General features: G+C 45.2%; 18 protein-coding genes. 5 read left to right on the top strand and 13 right to left on the bottom strand.

Annotated elements, in window-relative coordinates:
- The first annotated feature begins 31 nt into the window (after positions 1–31).
- The 4 genes from ebgR (at position 32) to BCT11_RS12590 (ending at position 6,557) form a co-directional block, all read left to right on the top strand.
- Positions 32–1,018, top strand: coding sequence for a transcriptional regulator EbgR (ebgR, locus tag BCT11_RS12575; RefSeq protein WP_005436560.1), 987 nt, complete (start codon positions 32–34; stop codon positions 1,016–1,018).
- Between the two features lie 341 nt (positions 1,019–1,359).
- Positions 1,360–4,458 (top strand): beta-galactosidase subunit alpha, encoded by a 3,099-nt coding sequence (gene ebgA, locus BCT11_RS12580; RefSeq protein ID WP_102388464.1) that lies wholly within the window; start codon positions 1,360–1,362, stop codon positions 4,456–4,458.
- 3 nt (positions 4,459–4,461) lie between these two features.
- Positions 4,462–4,911 (top strand): beta-galactosidase subunit beta, encoded by a 450-nt coding sequence (locus tag BCT11_RS12585; RefSeq protein ID WP_102388465.1) that lies wholly within the window; start codon positions 4,462–4,464, stop codon positions 4,909–4,911.
- A 203-nt stretch (positions 4,912–5,114) separates the two neighbouring features.
- Positions 5,115–6,557, top strand: coding sequence for an amino acid permease (locus tag BCT11_RS12590; RefSeq protein WP_102388466.1), 1,443 nt, complete (start codon positions 5,115–5,117; stop codon positions 6,555–6,557).
- 52 nt (positions 6,558–6,609) lie between these two features.
- Here BCT11_RS12590 and BCT11_RS12595 read toward each other — a convergent pair whose 3' ends face one another.
- Positions 6,610–7,527: a LysR family transcriptional regulator gene (locus BCT11_RS12595; protein ID WP_102388467.1), complete on the bottom strand. Its 918-nt coding sequence runs from the start codon at positions 7,525–7,527 to the stop codon at positions 6,610–6,612.
- 112 nt (positions 7,528–7,639) lie between these two features.
- Between BCT11_RS12595 and chrA the strand changes: the two genes are divergently transcribed.
- Positions 7,640–8,779, top strand: coding sequence for a chromate efflux transporter (chrA, locus tag BCT11_RS12600; RefSeq protein WP_039840226.1), 1,140 nt, complete (start codon positions 7,640–7,642; stop codon positions 8,777–8,779).
- 100 nt (positions 8,780–8,879) lie between these two features.
- Here the strand turns inward: chrA and BCT11_RS12605 are convergent, their stop codons facing one another.
- From BCT11_RS12605 to cpaB, 12 genes are read right to left on the bottom strand one after another with little or no spacing between them, the layout of a single operon-like run.
- Positions 8,880–9,563, bottom strand: a complete 684-nt coding sequence (locus BCT11_RS12605; RefSeq protein WP_102388468.1) for an OmpA family protein — start codon at positions 9,561–9,563, stop codon at positions 8,880–8,882.
- Between the two features lie 5 nt (positions 9,564–9,568).
- Positions 9,569–11,077, bottom strand: a complete 1,509-nt coding sequence (locus BCT11_RS12610; RefSeq protein ID WP_045405539.1) for a pilus assembly protein — start codon at positions 11,075–11,077, stop codon at positions 9,569–9,571.
- 2 nt (positions 11,078–11,079) lie between these two features.
- Positions 11,080–11,604, bottom strand: coding sequence for a tight adherence pilus pseudopilin TadF (gene tadF / locus BCT11_RS12615; RefSeq protein ID WP_038865953.1), 525 nt, complete (start codon positions 11,602–11,604; stop codon positions 11,080–11,082).
- Entirely contained in the window at positions 11,604–12,089 is a 486-nt protein-coding gene (locus BCT11_RS12620; RefSeq protein WP_038865950.1) for a TadE/TadG family type IV pilus assembly protein, read from the bottom strand. Before BCT11_RS12620 ends, tadF begins: the two co-directional genes overlap by 1 nt.
- Before the next feature lie 14 nt (positions 12,090–12,103).
- Positions 12,104–12,802, bottom strand: coding sequence for a tetratricopeptide repeat protein (locus BCT11_RS12625; protein WP_038865949.1), 699 nt, complete (start codon positions 12,800–12,802; stop codon positions 12,104–12,106).
- The gene (locus BCT11_RS12630) at positions 12,802–13,662 is read right to left on the bottom strand and encodes a type II secretion system F family protein (protein ID WP_038865948.1); all 861 of its coding nucleotides are present in this window, start codon (positions 13,660–13,662) and stop codon (positions 12,802–12,804) included. The genes BCT11_RS12625 and BCT11_RS12630 overlap by 1 nt, the downstream gene beginning before the upstream one ends.
- Positions 13,659–14,561, bottom strand: a complete 903-nt coding sequence (locus tag BCT11_RS12635; protein WP_045405601.1) for a type II secretion system F family protein — start codon at positions 14,559–14,561, stop codon at positions 13,659–13,661. The genes BCT11_RS12630 and BCT11_RS12635 overlap by 4 nt, the downstream gene beginning before the upstream one ends.
- Positions 14,561–15,838: a CpaF family protein gene (locus BCT11_RS12640; protein WP_038879009.1), complete on the bottom strand. Its 1,278-nt coding sequence runs from the start codon at positions 15,836–15,838 to the stop codon at positions 14,561–14,563. Before BCT11_RS12640 ends, BCT11_RS12635 begins: the two co-directional genes overlap by 1 nt.
- A complete protein-coding gene (locus tag BCT11_RS12645; RefSeq protein ID WP_045405536.1) occupies positions 15,835–17,070 on the bottom strand; it encodes a chromosome partitioning protein ParA in 1,236 nt (411 codons plus the stop codon). Before BCT11_RS12645 ends, BCT11_RS12640 begins: the two co-directional genes overlap by 4 nt.
- Positions 17,070–17,546 (bottom strand): hypothetical protein, encoded by a 477-nt coding sequence (locus BCT11_RS12650; protein WP_038865944.1) that lies wholly within the window; start codon positions 17,544–17,546, stop codon positions 17,070–17,072. The genes BCT11_RS12645 and BCT11_RS12650 overlap by 1 nt, the downstream gene beginning before the upstream one ends.
- The gene (locus BCT11_RS12655; protein WP_050566679.1) at positions 17,543–18,892 is read right to left on the bottom strand and encodes a pilus assembly protein N-terminal domain-containing protein; all 1,350 of its coding nucleotides are present in this window, start codon (positions 18,890–18,892) and stop codon (positions 17,543–17,545) included. The genes BCT11_RS12650 and BCT11_RS12655 overlap by 4 nt, the downstream gene beginning before the upstream one ends.
- Positions 18,892–19,737, bottom strand: coding sequence for a Flp pilus assembly protein CpaB (cpaB, locus tag BCT11_RS12660; protein WP_038865943.1), 846 nt, complete (start codon positions 19,735–19,737; stop codon positions 18,892–18,894). The genes BCT11_RS12655 and cpaB overlap by 1 nt, the downstream gene beginning before the upstream one ends.
- Positions 19,738–19,751 lie beyond the last annotated feature (14 nt).

Here is a 19,751-nt window from a genome sequence, read left to right on the forward strand (position 1 = left end):
GGACAGTGAGCTTTGCCAACGGGAAGTGAACATGGCAACACTAAAAGATATCGCTACAGAAGCGGGCGTCTCACTAGCAACCGTCTCACGCGTGTTGAATGACGATCCGACTCTGAGCGTAAAAGAAGAAACCAAACACCGCATCTTAGAGATTGCTGAAAAGCTGGAATACCGCACCAGCAGTTCGAAAAAAGCCACTAAAGAGGCGAAACAAAAACACCACTTTTTAGCCTTGTACAACTACAAGCAAGAAGCTGAGGTGAATGACCCCTACTACCTGTCGATTCGTCACGGGATTGAAACCCAGTGCGACAGGTTGGGCATTACATTAACCAACTGCTACGACAGCGTCATCGATGTCGAAACGCAAAAGATCACCGGCATCCTTTTGGTTGGTAAAACCGATAAAGCGATCATCAATAAACTACCTAAGCGCCTCGCAGACAGCATTTGTTATATCGACTTTTCAGACAGCGACAGCGTTTACGACAGTGTTGATATCGATCTCGCTCGCATCAGTAAGCAAGTCGTCGACTTCTTTGTCGAGCAAGGTTATCAGCGCATTGGTTTCATTGGCGGACAAGACGAACCCAACACAGCGGACATTCGTGAAAACGCGTTTGTAGAATACGGCAACCTAAAAGGTGTCGTATCAGAGAACGACATTTACCGTGGCGATTTTTCTAGCCTATCGGGTTACGATTTAGCCAAAGCGATGTTAGCAAAAGGCGACTTTCCGACAGCACTCTTTATCGCATCAGACTCGATTGCGATTGGGGTTTTACGTGCCATCCATGAGTTCGGTTTGAACATTCCACAAGACATTGCTCTGATCAGTGTGAATGACATTCCAACCGCGCGCTTTACCTTCCCACCGCTCTCTACTGTACGAATTCACTCAGAGATGATGGGCATACAAGGGGTAAACTTATTGGTAGAAAAATACCGCGATGGTCGTGCGCTGCCATTGCAAGTTCACGTACCAAGCAAACTCAAACTGCGCGGCACGACTAAGTAGTTATCCCTCTTTATTCTTATTTTATAAAGCACTGAATCCTCAGTGCTTTTTTATTTCCTTTATCTAAATTCCCGTCATTTTTTACTCATTTTACCCAGCAAATAAGCTTGGGATGCTATTCCTTTACGCTGATCACATCTTGCTCACCGATCGCTATTTAAAACGTGATCAAGTTAAAGTTAAACGTTTTCACTAATTTATTTTAGTAAAACTTTTACTAATATCTTTCCCAGATAACTCATAAGCATTTTCACAATACATCGGCTGCATTTCTTTTGGGCAGATTCGACGCTGACGATACCGCGCCGAAATGACCAAGCTAAGCCGAGGGGAGAACAAACGTGAACAACTGGGAAAACTTCCTTCACCTACATGAGAACCGTATGGCACCACGTGCTTACTTCTTCTCATACGATTCAGTTAAAAACGCACAAACGTTCCAACGCGAGCTGAGCAGCCGCTTTAAACTGCTGAGTGGTCAATGGACATTCAACTACTTCACTAACCCGCTTTTGGTACCTGAAGCGTTTTACTCTCAAAAAATGGAAGACTGGGGACGCATTACCGTTCCGAACATGTGGCAAATGGAAGGCCACGGTGACCTTCAATACACTGACGAAGGTTTCCCATTCCCTATCGACGTACCGTTTGTCCCAACCGACAACCCAACTGGCACATACCAACGCACTTTCACGCTTGGCCAGCAATGGGACAACAAACAAACCATCATCAAATTTGATGGCGTTGAAACTTACTTCGAAGTTTATGTAAACGGTCATTACGTTGGCTTTAGCAAAGGCAGTCGCTTAACTGCCGAATTCGACATTTCTTCTTACGTTCAACAAGGCGAGAACTTATTGTCTGTGCGCGTCATGCAATGGGCAGATTCGACTTACATTGAAGACCAAGACATGTGGTGGACAGCGGGTATCTTCCGTGATGTTTACCTTGTCGGAAAAGAGCACGTTCACGCCCAAGATCTGACTGTTCGTACTGATTTCGCCGACGATTACCAAAGTGCCACTTTAAGCTGCCAAGTTGAGCTAGAAAACCTGTCTACTGCGGCTGCTTCTGGTTACACGCTGGAATACGCACTACAAGACAAAGGTAAAGTGATTGCTAGTGGCCAATGTGATGCACTGACTATCCAAGGCAACAGCCAAACAAACTTTGCCATTGATGTAGTGAACCCAACCCACTGGACCGCGGAAAACCCATACCTATACCAACTGTTCATCACACTGAAAGATGCACAAGGCAATGTAATTGAGGTGATCCCGCAGCGCGTTGGCTTCCGCGACATCAAAGTGCGTGATGGCCTGTTCTACATCAACAACCAATACGTAATGCTGCACGGTGTGAACCGCCACGATAACGACCACCTAAAAGGTCGTGCAGTCGGCATGGAGCGCATCGAGAAAGATCTGATTTTGATGAAACAGCACAACATCAACTCAGTTCGCACCGCGCACTACCCTAACGACCCACGCTTCTACGAACTGTGTGACATTTACGGCTTGTTCGTAATGGCAGAAACCGACGTAGAAACCCACGGCTTCGCGAACGTTGGCGATCTAAGTCGCATCACCAACGACGCTGCATGGGAAAGTGTGTTTGTAGACCGCGCAGAACGCCACGTTCACGCCCAAAAGAACCATCCTTCTATCATCATGTGGTCACTGGGTAACGAGTCCGGTTACGGCTGCAATATCCGCGCAATGTACGACGCAACCAAAGCGATTGATGACACCCGTTTGGTGCATTACGAAGAAGACCGTGATGCAGAAGTTGTCGACGTGATTTCTACCATGTACTCACGTGCGCAGCTCATGAATCACTTTGGGGAGCACCCACACGAGAAACCACGCATCATTTGTGAATACGCACACGCAATGGGTAACGGCCCTGGCGGTCTAACGGAATACCAAAACGTGTTCTATGCGCACGACCACATTCAAGGTCACTACGTATGGGAATGGTGTGATCACGGCGTATTAGCACGTGATGAAAACGGCCAAGAGTTTTACAAATACGGCGGTGATTACGGCGATTACCCGAATAACTACAACTTCTGTATGGATGGTTTGATTTACCCAGATCAAACACCTGGACCGGGCTTGAAAGAGTACAAACAAGTCATCGCTCCAGTGAAAATTCAAGCAGTAGAAGGCACGACAAACACCTTCACCGTAGAGAACAAATTGTGGTTTACCAACCTTGATGATTACACCATCACGGCAGATGTCCGAGCGGAAGGTGAAACGCTGCGCAGCGTGCAGTTTAAGGTCGAAGAACTTGCTGCAAACAGCGCGCGTGAAATCACAATTAACCTGCCAGAACTGGACGAACGCGAAGCCTTTATCAACTTCACCGTGCGTAAAGACAGCCGCACTTTGTACAGCGAAGCGAACCACGACATCGCGGTGTACCAATTCCTACTGAAAGAGAACACAGCAAGCAAAGGCGAATTTGTTAGCCACAATGCACAAGCGTTGGTCACCACGGAAAGCCGCTTGGAACATGTGATTGAAGGCCACAACTTCACGCTGACCTTCTCTAAAGTCAACGGCAAGCTGACCTCTTGGCGCGTCAATGGTGAAGAGCTAATTCAATCAGAACCTAGACTGAACTTCTTCAAGCCAATGATTGATAACCACAAACAAGAGTACGAAGGTTTGTGGCACCCAGCGCACTTACAAATCATGCAAGAGCACTTCCGCACGCTACAAGTCGAAGCAACGGATGATTCGGTTTCGATTACGACCACCAGCATCATCGCGCCACCGGTGTTCGATTTTGGCATGCGCTGTACCTACCGCTACCAAATCAACGCACAAGGTCACTTGAATGTGGAACTGAGCGGCGAGCGCTATGGCGATTACCCGCACGTTATCCCTGTAATTGGCTTGGATTTGGGCATCAACGGCAACTTTGACCAAGTGAGTTACTACGGTCGTGGCCCTGAAGAAAACTACCAAGACAGCCGCCAAGCGAACTTGATTGATGTCTACCACAGCACAGTAGCCGACATGTTTGAGAACTACCCGTTCCCACAAAACAATGGCAACCGCCAACACGTTCGTTGGGCATCACTGACGAATCGCCACGGCACGGGGTTGTTGGTGAAACCACAGCAAGAAATCGACTTCAGCGCTTGGTTCTACACCAACCAAAACCTGCACGAAGCACAACACACCATTGAGCTAGAAAAGAGCGGCTACATCACGCTCAACCTTGACCATCAAGTGATGGGACTGGGCTCAAACTCATGGGGCAGCGAAGTGCTTGATTCATACCGTGTGTACATGGACGAGTTCCGCTATGGCCTAACACTGATGCCACTTCAAGCAGGCGATTGCAGTGCACAAGCCATGGCAAACCATGATTTCGACAATGCGTTCTTCACTCAACCTAATACTCAAACAGCAAACAAGGCGTAATCCATGATCGTGTTAGACAACTTAGAACAATTCAAAGTCGCGTACCGCGACGGTCGTAAATGGAACCGCTGCGTGGAAGCGATTGAGAACATCGCCAACATCAAAGACGGCGTGATGTATTCGATTGGTGACTCTCTGGTTTACATGATTGAAGACGGCACAAAACAAACCGACCTGTTTGAAGGGAACCGCCGCTACTTCGACGTGCATTACTACCTAGAAGGTCGCGAAACTGTGGAGTTCGCCGACAAATCCGATTTACGCCTAGAGCAAGCATATCGAGATGAAACTGACCGCGAATTTCTCTCAGGTCAAGGTGAGACACGTGAGCTTTGCGAAGGCCAAGTTGCAATTTTTGATAACGATAAAGCGTACCGCTTCCACGGTGACAACCGAGTAAGAAAAGTGGTGCTCAAAGTGACCATCGAAGATGGCTATTTCCTAAATAAATAACGGCTTACAGGCAAGGCCAGACAACGCGTCTGGCCTAACAACAAAATAATTAAATAAACCCAAAGTAATTCAGATCACAGATCAGTTGTAGACCTCAGCAATCCCACGCGATTACGAATAGTATTCGCCCAAGGATGATAAAACGGTCAATAGCACTATCACTGAGTTACGAAGGGAATTGACGTGATTCATCGGAGGACTCTATGTCTGAATCTATGCGCGGCACCATTGGCAAATTCGCCTTGCTGTCGATGACATTTGCGGCGGTATTTAACGTCCGTAACATCGTGAACAACAACATTGAGCTTGGCCTTAGCTCTGCCCCTATCTTCCTTTTCGCGACGATCGTTTACTTCATTCCATTTGTATTCATCATTGCTGAGTTCGTTTCGGCGAACAAAAACTCTGAGTCAGGCATGTATGACTGGCTTAAACAACCGCTTGGCTCTAAAGCCGCTTACCTTGGTTCGTTCCTCTACTGGTTCGTGAACCTATTCTGGTTTGTGTCTCTGCTACCAAACGTGATTGCTTACGCGTCTTACGCGATGCTTGGTTACGAATACACCTTCTCGCCAATGGTCACATCGATTATTTCGATTGTTCTGTTCGCAGCGGCGACCCACATTTCAACCAAAGGCGCATCTTGGTTGGGCAAAATTTCTGAGCTGGTTGCTTACGGTGTGTTTGCACTATTCGGCATTTACGTTCTCGGCGCGCTAATGGCATTAGGCGGCGACACCTATACGCCAGCAGAACCAATCACGCTAGAAGCAATGAGCCCAACCATTAACTGGGCAACGCTAGGCATTATGTGTTGGATCTTCCAAGCAGCAGGTGGTGCAGAAACTGCAGCGGCTTACCTGAAAGACGTAAAAGGCGGCCAAAAAGCTTTCATCAAAGTGATCATCATGGCGGGCGTCTTGATTGGTGCGATGTACGCTATTGGCTCACTTTTGGTGAACGTGTTCGTTCCGCGTGAAGACCTAACATACGCAGGCGGCATGGTAGAAATCTTTACCGGTATGGCGCAATACTTCGACATTTCAACAGTATTGGTTGGCCGCTTCGTTGGCATCATCTTGTTCATCGCGATGTTTGGCTCAATGATGATGTGGACTGCGGCACCAGTAAAAATTCACTTCTCTGAAATTCCAAAAGGTGTGTACGGCGAGAAAACCACAGAGCTAAACGAACACGGTGTACCAGTACGTGCAGCATGGTGGCAATTCGCGTTCGTTGTCGTGATGCTAATCGTCAACGGCTTTGGTTCAGAATCCGTGCAAGACATGATGAACCAAGCGATCAACCTAACCGCAGGTACGGCGATGCTACCACCAATCTTCATCATGATTGCGTACTTTGTGTTCCGTCTAAAACACGACGATACACCGCGCGACTTCCGTATGGGTTCACGCAAAGTGGGCATGAGTGTGGTGTCGGTACTGATTGTCATCTTCGTGGTGAGCATGACCGCATCGGCATTCCCAACAGGTGTTGATTTGGTACGTGCGTTCTTCATCAACGTGTTTATGACTGCCGTCTTCTCTGCTCTGGCTTGGTGGTGGATCTCTCGCTTTGAAAAGAAGCAAGCGCTCAAACAACAAGCAACGCAAGAAAAGGCGCACGAGCCAGTAACGCAAGTATAAACGACCTATAGCTCGGTTACTTAAAGGGCACCCTCGTGGTGCCCTTATAAGATCAATTACCTGTGATCAATTCTGCCACTAGCTGACGCAGCCAAATCCCTTTATCCTCGTTATTACGACTGGTATGCCACAACATGGCGATATCAAAATCCGCCACCGCAATCGGCGGCTGGACGCTCACCAAATCGTCCGAGAACCCTTCCGCTTGCGCCATTTTCTCTGGCACAATCGCAACCAACTCTCGCTGTTTAAGCAAGTTTCGAATCGTCAGGAAGTTACGTGAAGCAACGGTGACTTTTCGGCTCAAGCCATGCTCAGCAAGCTTTTTGTCTACTTGTGTACTCAAGCTGCCATCAGGACTCACGAGGGCTTGCTCGATATTGGCAAAAGCGTGAATCGACAATTGTGTTTCACCTTTCAACACTCGCTTATCACACAGACATACGTGCTTTTCTGTGTAGAGGTACTGGCTCTCAAAGTTATCATCGAGCACAGGCATACTGCCGATGATGACATCTAACTTATCGTGTTCCGTGATCGCCACGTAATTACTGCGGTTGACGTTAATAAAACTGATTTGTGCTTCTGGCGCACGCTTACGGATTTCATCATAAAGCAATGGGGCGAAGATGAATTCAGCGTAGTCGGTTAAACCAATGCGGCACACGCCAGCGTAGTTTTCTGGTTGAAAAGCGGACTTCGTCAGTAAGTCTTTGGCAATCGAATCCAATAAATGATGCACCGTCGGCGCGATATGATGCGCGTGCTCGGTTGGGTCCATCTTATGGCCTTTCCGCTCAAACAATGGGTCATCAAACAACACACGTAAACGCGACAAGCTGTGGCTCATAGCAGACTGACTGACAAAGCTTTTCTCGGCCGCCAAGCTCACACTGCGATAGCGATATAGGTAAGAAAAGGTCACCAATAGATTTAAGTCGATATTGCGCCACTGAACATCATCTTTCACAGAACACCTCATCCCATTTTATTCATAGATAAAATTAAAACTATTAATTTGAATCATCTTAGTACATTTCTTACAGTAGATGCAGTTTTATTGGAGATTTAACAGGCTCAACATGTTTACCATTTTTAAAACCTTTTTTTGGCTTGGTTGGATCAGTTTCGGTGGCCCTGCGGCGCACATCGGTTACTTCCGCCAAACGTTCGTTGAAAAGCTCAAATGGATTGATGACAGCGAATACGCACAGATCGTGGCTTTGAGCCAATTCTTACCGGGCCCTGGTTCTAGCCAAGTTGGCTTTGCTCTGGGTTACAAACGCGGAGGCTTAGGCGGCGCATGCATGGCGTTTCTTGGCTTCACACTGCCTTCCGTGATCATCATGTTGGCGCTTGCTATGGTAAGCAGCCAGATCACTGATACCGCGCTGTTCCAAAACATCGTTCACGGCTTGAAGTTACTTGCGGTCGTTGTGGTGGCGGATGCGACTTGGGGAATGTACAAAAACTTTTGCCAAAGCAAACTAACAGCCGGCTTGTGTGTGGCAACCGCGATTGCGTTATTGGTTGCACCGAGCATCGCAACTCAAATGCTGGTGCTTGTGGTAGCGGGTTTGATTGGTACTCAATATCTAAAGAAAGAATCCACAGCACCTGCCGAACCTTTTAAACCAACCATTGCACCATTGGCACTGTTCGCGGTACTTCTGATTGGTTTGCCGTTTGTGGCTCACACCCTGCCAATGCTCGGGCTATTTAGCGACTTCTTCCAAGCGGGTAGCTTAGTGTTCGGTGGCGGTCACGTGGTACTTCCCCTACTGCAAAACATCGTTGGCGATCAATTAAGTCAAGACGCGTTCCTAACGGGCTATGCCGCAGCGCAGGCGGTACCGGGGCCAATGTTTACCTTCGCGACTTACATTGGTTACGAACTATCTGATGCACCTATCCTAGGCGCGCTAGTCGCAACATTAGGTGTGTTCTTACCGGGCTTCTTATTGCTACTTGGCGTGCTAAAGAACTGGCAAGCGCTGGCTGGTAAACCGGCAGTGTCAGGTGCAATCAACGGCGTAAACGCATCGGTCGTTGGTTTGCTATTGGCAGCACTTTACCAACCAGTATTCAGCAGCGCTGTCGTTGCTCCAATCGACATCGCTCTTGTGATAGCTGGTTTCTACTTACATAAGAAACTTAACTTGTCGGTGCTTTGGATGATTGTGTTCTTTGTCACAGCAGGCATCGTAACAGGCATGATGTAAGCGCATCGCTAAGACAAAGACAAAGACAAAGACAAGAGTACAACGCCCGCTTCCAATTGGAGGCGGGCGTTTTTAATTCCATCGAGTCAGTAGTTAACGCCTATTCCGTTGCTGGTGGTTTTTCCTGTTCATCCACTGGAATGTAAACATCTGCTCTACGGTTTTTAGAACGACCCGAAGAGGTATTGTTGGTTGCTATCGGTTCAGATTCACCAAAGGATTTAAGCGTGGTTTTCTGCTCACTCACCCCATAATAGTGCAGTTCACCAGCGGTGCTTTTGGCTCGGTTATGACCCAAGGTTTGGTTATACGCTTTGGTGCCAATCCAATCGGTGTGCCCTTCTACTGTTACTTGATAGTTCGTTTGAGCAAGTTGACGAGCCACATCGCTCAATACATTTCTGGCCAACGGGGTAAGGTTAAACTTGTCAAAGGCGAAGTGCACTCGCGCAATCAATTTACCTTTATCGCTGACCTCTCCGCTAAACTGAGCAATACCTAAATTGGAGATATAAGTCAGGCAATCATTAGGATTAGTAAGTAACGATGAGTTCTTCATCAGCGCCCACTTCAGTGCGGGGTCATTACTCACATCCGTTACCTGCAAATTGCCATCACGATGCGATGCCACACCCGTCACGTCGCCAACCTGAATCGAGTGCGAGTATTCATAATATGACGTCCCACAGTATTCGGTTACTTTTGAACTGACTTCACTGGCATTCGCACTAACGGTCGTGAAACCGGCCACCAGCATCCCTGTAATTAGCATTGTTTTGGTCATATCTCTCACCCATATAGTCTCGATACACCATTACCACGAGATCCTTTCTGAATTAGTTCTTCGATTTTCTTAATGAAGTCTTCCGTCTCTGTTACATCGATGATGTCTTCATCCGGATTCAACACACAATCTTGGAAACCGCTTTGCGAAGATGCACTGAAGTTCACGCCAATGACGCCAATGTACAAATTGCCGTTCTCGGTTTGGAAGTGCTCACGCGCTTTATCGCACATACCTTTGTTTACTAAACCGGGCAAAATTTCTGTGTATGGATACTCCATACCATCACTGATTACTATCAGCATTTTAAGACGGTCATTGTATTGCTCTGTTTCTTCTTCGCTATTGCCGTTTGGACGTCCATCTTCCATGATTTGCAAGCCACGCAGCATGCCTTGATAGGCAGCGGTATTCCCACCCGAGCTCATGGTTTGTACCTTGTCGAGGTTTGTTTTGTTGGCAGTCAGTGGAATGGTATAAAAGCCCGAATGACCAGTCCGCGTCATACTGGAGTTATAAAGCTTGTTATTGTTCGACCTAAAGTGAAAGGTCAAATTGTTATTCGCGACTTTATCGTCAAACATGTGTCTAACCGATTTTGAGTAACCGACATAGTCAGGAATCTCCAAGCGATTATTATTGATATTCACCACATCTGCGACTCGCTTCGCTTGGTCTCTCTCCCAACTTTTTTTGTTTGGGCAGTCGGTGCGTTTGTTGGCACATTCCTCCACAGCTTCTTCAGAGTAAGGAGACCAATAGTCCCAATTTACCTGCTCATACTTCACTGAAGAGACGCTTTTGCGGTAGTTACCTTTGTACCTTAACTGACTGGTAGAGTAGAGGTTGTCATTGATCTTCTCTTGCACTCGCAGGTTAAATGGAATGATGGCAATACGATTCAGTACCTCACTCTCACCTTCTCGCGGAACTAAGATACGATTTGAAATTTGCTTAACCGCATCTTTGAGGAGATCAATTTTAATTTCGCCATCCCAGCTGTTGTTCATCGACCCTGAAAAGTCAGTCACCAAAACCAGATCAATGATTTTGTCTCCTAAATAAAAAGGATATTTCGCTGCAACGGCTTGTCCAGCGAGTTTCTCTTGAGCCTCAAAAGATGGAATTAAGTTACTGGCAAACCAAGAGTTGTGAGTGGTAACCGCTTGCACGGAATACTGAATTTTTTCCGTATTATCGTTGTCTTCTGTTGGCTCTTCGTACGTCCTCACCGTTTGAATATCAACATGGGAAATATCACGCACATAGTCATTGATGTACATCGTCGCCAATGCATCCGCTTGGTTCGATTTGTCGTCTATCGTAATGGCCAATGCAGCAGTTTGCGCTGCGTCTCTCAGTCGACTTGTCTCTTGGATATAACGCGTCCCCTCTACAGCGAAAAATGTCATACCAAAAACAGGCACTAAACTCAGTGCGAACCAAATTGCCGCAATCCCTTTTTGACTGCGACCTGAATGAATTGGAGCTCGTTGTTTAATAGTGAAATTCATCGTTACCTCCCCACCACAACAGAACTGGATGTGATTGTCATCGTGGATGCGCCTGAATTCCCCCAAAGCTGGGTAAACCAAGAGTTTTCTTGCTGACAAAGCGTTACTTGATACAAAGAGAAAATCACGCCATTCTCAACGGGTGCTAACTCTGACTTCGTATCTAAACCCGCAGCCTCACAGCCGAGATTTTTGTACTCGTTACTTTCAAAAGCATTTAACGTCGCCTTATTGTGCAATGCTTCAATTTTGATAGCGACGCTGCCTGGTGTCGTATCAAGTAGACGTGACGCAAGTGTCTGCATGTCCGTTTCATCACTTGCGTTTAAAGGTAATCTTTCGTCGTAATAACGACTTCGCTCTTTAAGGATATTAGCTAGCGCAAAACTCCCACGATCAAGTTGAGCACGAGCTAATAACTTGTCACTAATGTCCGTCATGAAATAAAAGATGCTGATGAGAGCAATCAAAACAAAAAACAGCTCAATCGCAAAAACACCTTTTTGTCGGGATCGTATTTTCATCATCACTCCTCCCAACCTTCATGTTCTAGGTTAATCAGTGTGCTTTTGGTAATCGGGATAACATCGTTGGAAAATACGTTCAAAATTGGCGTGTAGTTATAGGTCAACGTAATTTCAGCGATTGCATACCCTTGATCGTCTTCTCCCATCTCGGCATCAGAATAACTGGTACCTGAAATCAGATCGGCGTATGTCAAATAGTACCGACCAGACACTTCAAAGTTTTCAGCAGGAACGAGTGACGTCCATAATGCCCCTCCGTCCTTCATCGCCGAATCCAATGTTAGGTTGTAGTTATCGTAGGAGTTTCCGCCTTCAAACACCTTTGTATTTCTGACTGACTCCCTCAACGCATACTCAACTAAGTTGGTTACGTAAATTCTAAATCCCATTTCAAAAAGCATGACGAGAGCAAGAGCAAGAACCCCGGCCCCTAATGCAAATTCAACTACGGTTACGCCCTTTACCTTTCTTCGAGAATACTCCATACCGTCCACCCTTATTACCGGTGTAACTTCCTCGAGATTTGCGCTACTTGAGAATCGGTAAATGCTCCTTCAAGTAAATCTCTCGCTTGATAGACATCCCCTACTTTGAACAGTGCGATAGCCAAATTCGCTCGCACTTTCTGGTTACTTGGGTTCTCTTGATAAACAGGAACCAATAGCGATATCACGTCGTCATACTGTCGTTGTGCAAGATAAACTACGGCTAAATTGTTTTTCACCGCCACGTCGTTATAGCCTTTTAGACGAGCTTGATTGAACGCATTTTTTGCTTGAGAGAACTGGTCGGTATTGCAATAGGAGATGCCCGATAAAACATAGATTTCTCCGCTGTTGTTGCCCATTTCAATCGAGCTTTTATAGCGTTTCAGAGCCAAAGAATCTTCACCATCTTGGCTATGAATCTGACCTCTTAATTGCAGGAGCTCACTATTCTTCACCCCTTGATTGAGCAAATGGTCAGCATAAAACTTAGCCGACTCGATATCGCCCTTATCAAAATACACTTTTGCCAATTCCTGCATGATCTGGACGTCTTCAGGTCGCTTTTCTAGATGCCCTTTATAGTGATTAATCAGGCCTGTATGGTTATCAACACGCTCCATGTTTTGCACCACACTCTCTTCACTCTCTATTGTGGAAGAGCAACCAAACAGCAAAAGTAGTGGAATACTCAAAAAAGTCGCCTTATTCATTATTTACCCCCTCTAAAGCTCGTAAAATCGATTTGTAAAAAGCCAGGAGCAAGAATAAAAATGACGATTGGAAACATGATTAGTAAGATCAAAGGCACACTCATTTTGGCTGACAATTTACCCATTTTCTCTTCAATTTCGAGTAATTGAATCCGACGCATATCTTCGGCTAAATCACTTAAAACATTCGCAACGGATGCGCCATAGTGAAGGTTTTGAATAATCGTTAAGACAAAGCTGTTGATTTCTGGTGCAGGCAAGCGAACGGAAAGATCATGCAATGCTTTTTCTATCCCATGTACTTTGCCGGCTTCTGATGTTTTATTGATTTGATAACATAAATCTTTATCGAAGATTTTTAGCTCTTGTGCTAAATACGCAAACGACGCTTCAATTGTCATACCGGTTTGCACGCAAACAGACATAATATCGAGGACATAAGGAAGGTTTTTCGAAACCTTTCGCACTAACATGCGCTTTCGCATCTCGAGCAACAGATCTGGAACAATGATGATACTAATAACAGCAATGATTGAAACTAATAACTTATTAATTAATGCCATGTCTAACAGCCATATAAATACGGTTACTAAAAGAAAAACAACTGCTTTTAAAGGGAAGTAATATTTCGCTAAATCTTTATTGTAGTATCCGGCGTTAAGAAGTTTTTGCTCTAAATCTTTTTTGTTTCCTTCACCAAATTTAACAATGAAGGAATCGATTTTTTTCTTTGCCGGTTGTTTTTGGCCATATTTAAGATACTTGCTCAGTACCAACTCTTTTTTACGAGTGAAATAATAGTCATAAATCAAAAATGACAACGAAAAAATAATCAATAAAATACTCAGCGATAAAATCATCGTCTTACTCCTTTTACAAGAAGCCAAACAACGAATAAACCTAACACCTCACTACCTACAACATAGTAAAGTACCATCCGCCCTTGAGGGTCATTAAGAATAAAGTCGATGTGGCTCGGATCAATTTGATTGACCATGAATGCAAATGCGATCGGTATTGCAGCGACTACTTTAGCGGAGATACGAGCCTCAGAGGTCATCGCCATTTTTTTCGACTCTAACGTTCTGGCATCAACCAAAATGCGAATTAGCCTTGCCAACACATTTTTTAGTTGTCCACCACGGTTAATATTGGCACGTATCGTAATGGTAAAGAAGATGTATTCTGGATAAGGGAATGCTTTACAAGAGCGAAGTAACACCTTTTCTGCATTTTCCCCCAGCTTAAGTCGATCGCCCATCTCTTTAAATTCTCGCCCGACTTCTCCTTCCATGTTTTCGCCAACAAAAGAAAAAGCGTGCATTAAACTCTCACCAGCGGTTACGGCACTCATCAAAATGTTCAATGCGTCCGGAAATTTCTTCTCGAAATCTAAGCGACGTTTGTTTTGCAACCAGTAATAGGCCCAAACTACTGAAAACGTAAAAATACCAATAGACAGTAGCATTGATTTAATATTGAGAACTTCATAAATGACGTAATAACTTAAATAAGCAGAAAGAACGATAAACACAAAAATAATGAAATTTGCTCTTGGTCCTAAAACCTTTATTGCGGGAGATAAATTATTTTTGAATCTCTGCCAACGCTTTTGTTCCATCAATGCGTTCAAATTAATCGCCGCAATAATATCTTCGTCGACTTCAGTCTCTGGAAAATAATTCCCTATTTTGCTTCTTCGATGGCTCGTTAAAAGCAAAACGGCAATACCAAATAAGATAAAAGCAATCCATAACATCATGATCTTGCTCCTTGGAAGGCTTGCATCAGCTCTTCATACAAGCCGTAAAAATGTGCTTTTTTAACAAGCTCGGAGCGCTGCATAAGGCCCTCGGTCATAAAGCGTCCTCTTACTGCTTCACCATAACCCACTTCGTCGTATTGAAAACGGAAGATTTCCTCCATCACCACGCTATCGCCTTCGAGCCCTACGATTTCAGAGATGCTGGTTATTTTCCTTGAACCATCACGCAGTCGGTTCACTTGAACCACCAGCTCAATAGCACTCACAATCGCGCGTCGAATAGCATCGAGAGGCTGATTTAAGTTCGCCATCATTACCATGGATTCCACGCGTGATATTGCATCTCGTGGCGAGTTAGCATGTAGTGTCGACATGGAGCCTTCGTGACCCGTATTCATTGCTTGGAGCATCTCAAATGCTTCTGAGCCGCGACACTCACCGAGGATGATTCGATCAGGGCGCATACGAAGCGCATTAATAACCAAATCACGCTGAGTCACTAAGCCCGTGTGTTCCACACTCTCCGCTCTCGTTTCTAGGCGAACTAGGTTGGGCTGCTCTAGACGAAGCTCTGCCGCATCCTCAATTGTCACAATACGCTCGTCTTCACTGATGTATTGTGAAAGCGAATTTAATAAGGTGGTTTTACCTGAACCCGTACCACCCGAGATCAGAATGTTCATTCGGCAACGGGAAGCAATTGATAACAATCTCGCCATGTCCATCGACAGTGAACCAAAATCAACAAGCTCTTCTAGCCCGATATTTTGTTCGCGGAATTTACGTATCGAAATTGAGGTGCCATCTAAAGCAATGGGTGGAATAACGATGTTGACACGACTACCATCCTCAAGACGCGCATCTACGGTAGGAGAAAGCTCATCCACACGACGTCCGATCCGCGCAGCAATTTGTTTTGCTATCGTCAGGACTTGCTCTTCATCGATGAAGGTAATGTCCGACTTTTCTAATTTGCCATGCTTCTCAAAAAAGACGTTATTGGGGCCATTTACCATGATGTCAGTTATCGCTCGGTCATCAACCAGCGATTGAATAGGCCCAAGACCAAAGAGTTCATCCAGCATGCTTTTGACCAAACTTGACTTCATCATGGTCGTGACTGGACGATCAAAGTTCGTCGCTAAAACATCGACAGCGTTTCGGATTTGCCCTTCAATTTCCAAACGAGAAAGGCTTTGTATTGCTTCAACATCTAAAGCCTCAAAAATCTGTGACCGAAAAGCCGTGTAGATCTCTTTATTTGAACTCATCTTACCCCCAATCTAGCGAGCCAACCGCTAGCATGTTGAGTGGATTGTCCATTGATCAAACGAGTAAGATCATCGATAGCATGATTGATATTTCGATCGTGTTTGTGCGCGCGCTTGCCCTCAATAAGAAGGTGAGCCAGTGAGCGACAATACCCCATATCAAGATTGACTTCAGAACCAAGATATTTCTGGAGATCATTTTGTTCGATGACAAACGTGTTCTCTGGTCGGTGGTGATTTGCAAGTGTAATAATCCGGATCCGCTTGCTCATTGAAAGCTGCTTATTCTCAAGCTGTTCAAGTAACGCTTTGGCATTGCGGACGGAAGAAACCGAAGGCTCAAAAACCACCACGACTACGTCGTAATTTTCAATCAACATATTGGGGTCAACACGAAAGTCGACGCTTCCCGAGAAGTCTTCGATCATAAAGTTGGTGTTTCGACTCAATAATTCGCAAAGTGTCTGGCTATAACTGAAAATGTCTGACTGAGATCGGTCACTATTAAGTGAAAGTAAACGTAGGTTTTTACGCACTTTGGTCAGATGACTTAATGCCCCTTCCGTATCTAACTCATGGATAGGGACAGAGTATTCGTCGATGGAGCGAGATTTGAAGTCATCTAGCGCAAGGAGCACATCAATATTGCTGTCATTGTATTGATGGTCGACCAACACATTATCGATATTATTGGAGGCTAACTTCGAGCTAATTTCAGTGGCAATAAACGACGTCCCTATCCCACCTTTGCTTCCGACAACTGCAACACGCTTTGCTTTTCGCTGTTTACTTACCCCTGTGTAAGTCTGCAAATTACGATGTACATTCATGACGAAATCAGCAAACTCGTGCTTGTTGATTGGCCAATAAAGATAATAGAACCCTAACTCTTTGAGCTGACGTAAGACGCAGATGGAGTCTTCTGTACCGATGACAATAATACCTTTGTGGGTTGGCATTTGGTTGGTTAACGCTTGAGCATCCGTGACAATGTCAGATGACTCCGTGAGTTCAAGAATGACAATATTTCCGCTTTGCTCTGAGTAAAAGCCTTTAGGAACCGAACTCTGTTTTACACACGTTGGTGCACTCCACCCTTCAAACTCGAACATTTCTTGAACCAAAGACATACATTCTAAGCTCTGGTAAAGCAGTACACACCCTGTTGGCCCATGTGCACTTTCTATGATTTGCGGTTTGCTCTCTTTGAGAGATTTTCCTAAGTCAAACATCACAATCCCTCCACGATACGTTCCTTGTGTGAGACTTGCTTCATCCGAGCTACTTCAGAAAAGCAATTCCGACTGACATTCACCTCTTCTATCTCAGAAGGTGCGCACTGGTGCGTCACTAATGCGTGGTAAGTAATCGTCAGTTGGATGTCATTCGACAGCGAACTGTTTTGGCGCACAACAAACTCATCCGCTCTCAAACGCAACGCCGTCTTGTCTTTAAGTGATTTATAAACCACTTTTTTACCCTTATTGCTCCGATATTCAACAAGGTAACTCGCCCCTGAATCTATCTCGTCAACCGTGTCAAAAATCATGTTCAACTTTTCTTCCGTTTGTTGAGTAGATTTCACCGTAAACTGATAGATATGGGTTTCAGGGTAAATAAGCGCTTCCGCTCCTGGTCCATTGAAATAACGCTCAGCACACCCAGAAAGTAATAACGCGCTTAGCACTGCTACAAATAAAGTTTTCATTGAATAAACCCTCCCTGAGACAGCAATTGAATGGTTGGGTCATTGCCTTTGTTGCCTTCTTCACTATCCGAAATTTTCAACCAACGGCGAAGTGTCGACGTTTTGCTCATGTAGGGCATTTGGATGTCTTTCTTCTTCATTGGTTTGACAAGATTAACGGTCGCAACAATGATCAGCTCCGTGCGTCGTCTATCTGTAGAGGCTTTGCGAAACGCAGCGCCGAGAACAGGAATATCGCCAAGAAGTGGAATTTTTTGCAGCTCTTCTAAATCGGCACTACTCATCAGCCCACCAAGTACAAAACTATCGCCATCACCAAGTTCAATCGTGGTCATCGCTCTTCGAGTCGCAAATTGGGGTACTTCCAGCCCAGCAGAGCGAATATATCTTTCTACTTCGCTAACTTCAGGCATAAGGCGCATTCGAATTTTGCCCTCATGAAGGACTTTCGCGGTAAGGTCGAGTTTGATACCAAACTCTCGGAAGGTAATGTTGATATTATTATTGGTGGTAACAATCACGGGCACTTCGCCACCAACGAGAAAGCTCGCAGACTCTCCTGAGATAACGGTAAGGTTTGGCTCGGCGAGGACTTGGGCAACGTTTTCATTACCAAGTGCAGTGATCAAAGTGGTGAGATCGGCAGCATCAAATTGCTGGAATAAAAACTCACCGACATCCGCCCCAACAGAAGACCAATCCACACCTACAGTTTGAGCGAACGTTTCTGTCACTTGAGCGACCGATATTTTCACATTGACCTGTTGATCCGTCGCGACCTCAATAAGTTCTAATATGCCTTCCCACGTCATATTGCGAGCAAAGATCATGCTTTGAGGTTCTTCAACATCGTAAGCATCACTTTCAAACTCCAAGACTTGGGTCTCTTCCCACTTCTCCGTTTTGTCTCTTCCGAGCAAAGTAGCGACCATTCGATAAATATCATCACGTTGCTGTTCCGACTCAACAACCCCACTCACTGCGACCTGATTACCCACCGATTCCACTTTGATGTTGAGTTCAGGGTAGTGAAGCTTGATTTGACGTCGGACCAACGACAGATCAATATCGACAATAATTCTGTCAGAGAGCAGCACTTTCTTCGATTTACCGTAAATGATGAATCTGGCTTGCCCGACATCCTTGGCAAAAACAACGACGGTATTTTCATTTACAACGTTGTAGTCGACAATTTCAGGGTCACTGACAAATACGGTCGAGATCGGTTCTTTCACCTCAATATGTTGACCATCACTCACCGTGATATAACGATCGCCAGAGAAAGCGGAAAAACTAAATAAAAACACCAAAAACCAAGCGTATGAGAATATCCTTTTTGTTTTCATCACAGCTCCTCTCCTTGGGCAGATTGACGAGAAGATCCTCTTAACTCGGTCACGCCACTGTAATTGCCGATCACATCACGAACTTCCGCGAAAACAGGCTCTTTATAACGATGGCTTCGATATACCTCTAGATGCATTGTTTTCTGCGCGATAGATAACTTGGCGATCTCACTGGGCTCGACTTCAACAACGATGACTATTTGATGATCATCTTCACTTGAGACATTTGATTTAACTCGGGAGTCCACTGGCTCTTTGGTATTACCGACACTGAGCACTTTGACGTTTCTCAAAATCAATTGTGCGTTCACGCCACTAAAATCAATTGCGTCGGTATCTTCATCGGATAAGTTTTCTTTTGGGGAGCCCACGGAAAGTACATCAACATTAGTACCTGGACGGATATAACCTTTGACCAAGTTACGAGTACTCACCAGTAAAGAATATGGCTCTTTCCCTTCGGTAATGAGAAGGTCGATATAACGAGGATCGTTTTCTTTAACTTGATATTCAGAGAAGACGATTTTTCCAGCTTCAATGTTTTTTGAAAGGAGAGTAGACGGTGAGAAATCCAGCTTTATATCGGAGTTAATCCCCTCTTCTAAAGCGATATTAAGCAACATCTGCTCTTTTTGAACATCATCGATTTCAATAGGTGTTCCGCGCTCTAGATTGCTCTTCGCACGCCAGACCTGAACATAATGAGCCTGTGGCTCATCTGAATTGCTTGGTTGGGATACGGTTGGATTTTGCTGTTGAGGCTGGGCAGTCATATGGTTGTAAAGTCCGATGCCTCCAACCAGTAATGCTAACAGTGCAAAAACCATCCCTATACGAGATCGCATACGCCCCTCCCGTT

Source organism: Vibrio sp. 10N.222.52.B12 (assembly GCF_002875385.1).
Taxonomy (GTDB): domain Bacteria; phylum Pseudomonadota; class Gammaproteobacteria; order Enterobacterales; family Vibrionaceae; genus Vibrio; species Vibrio jasicida.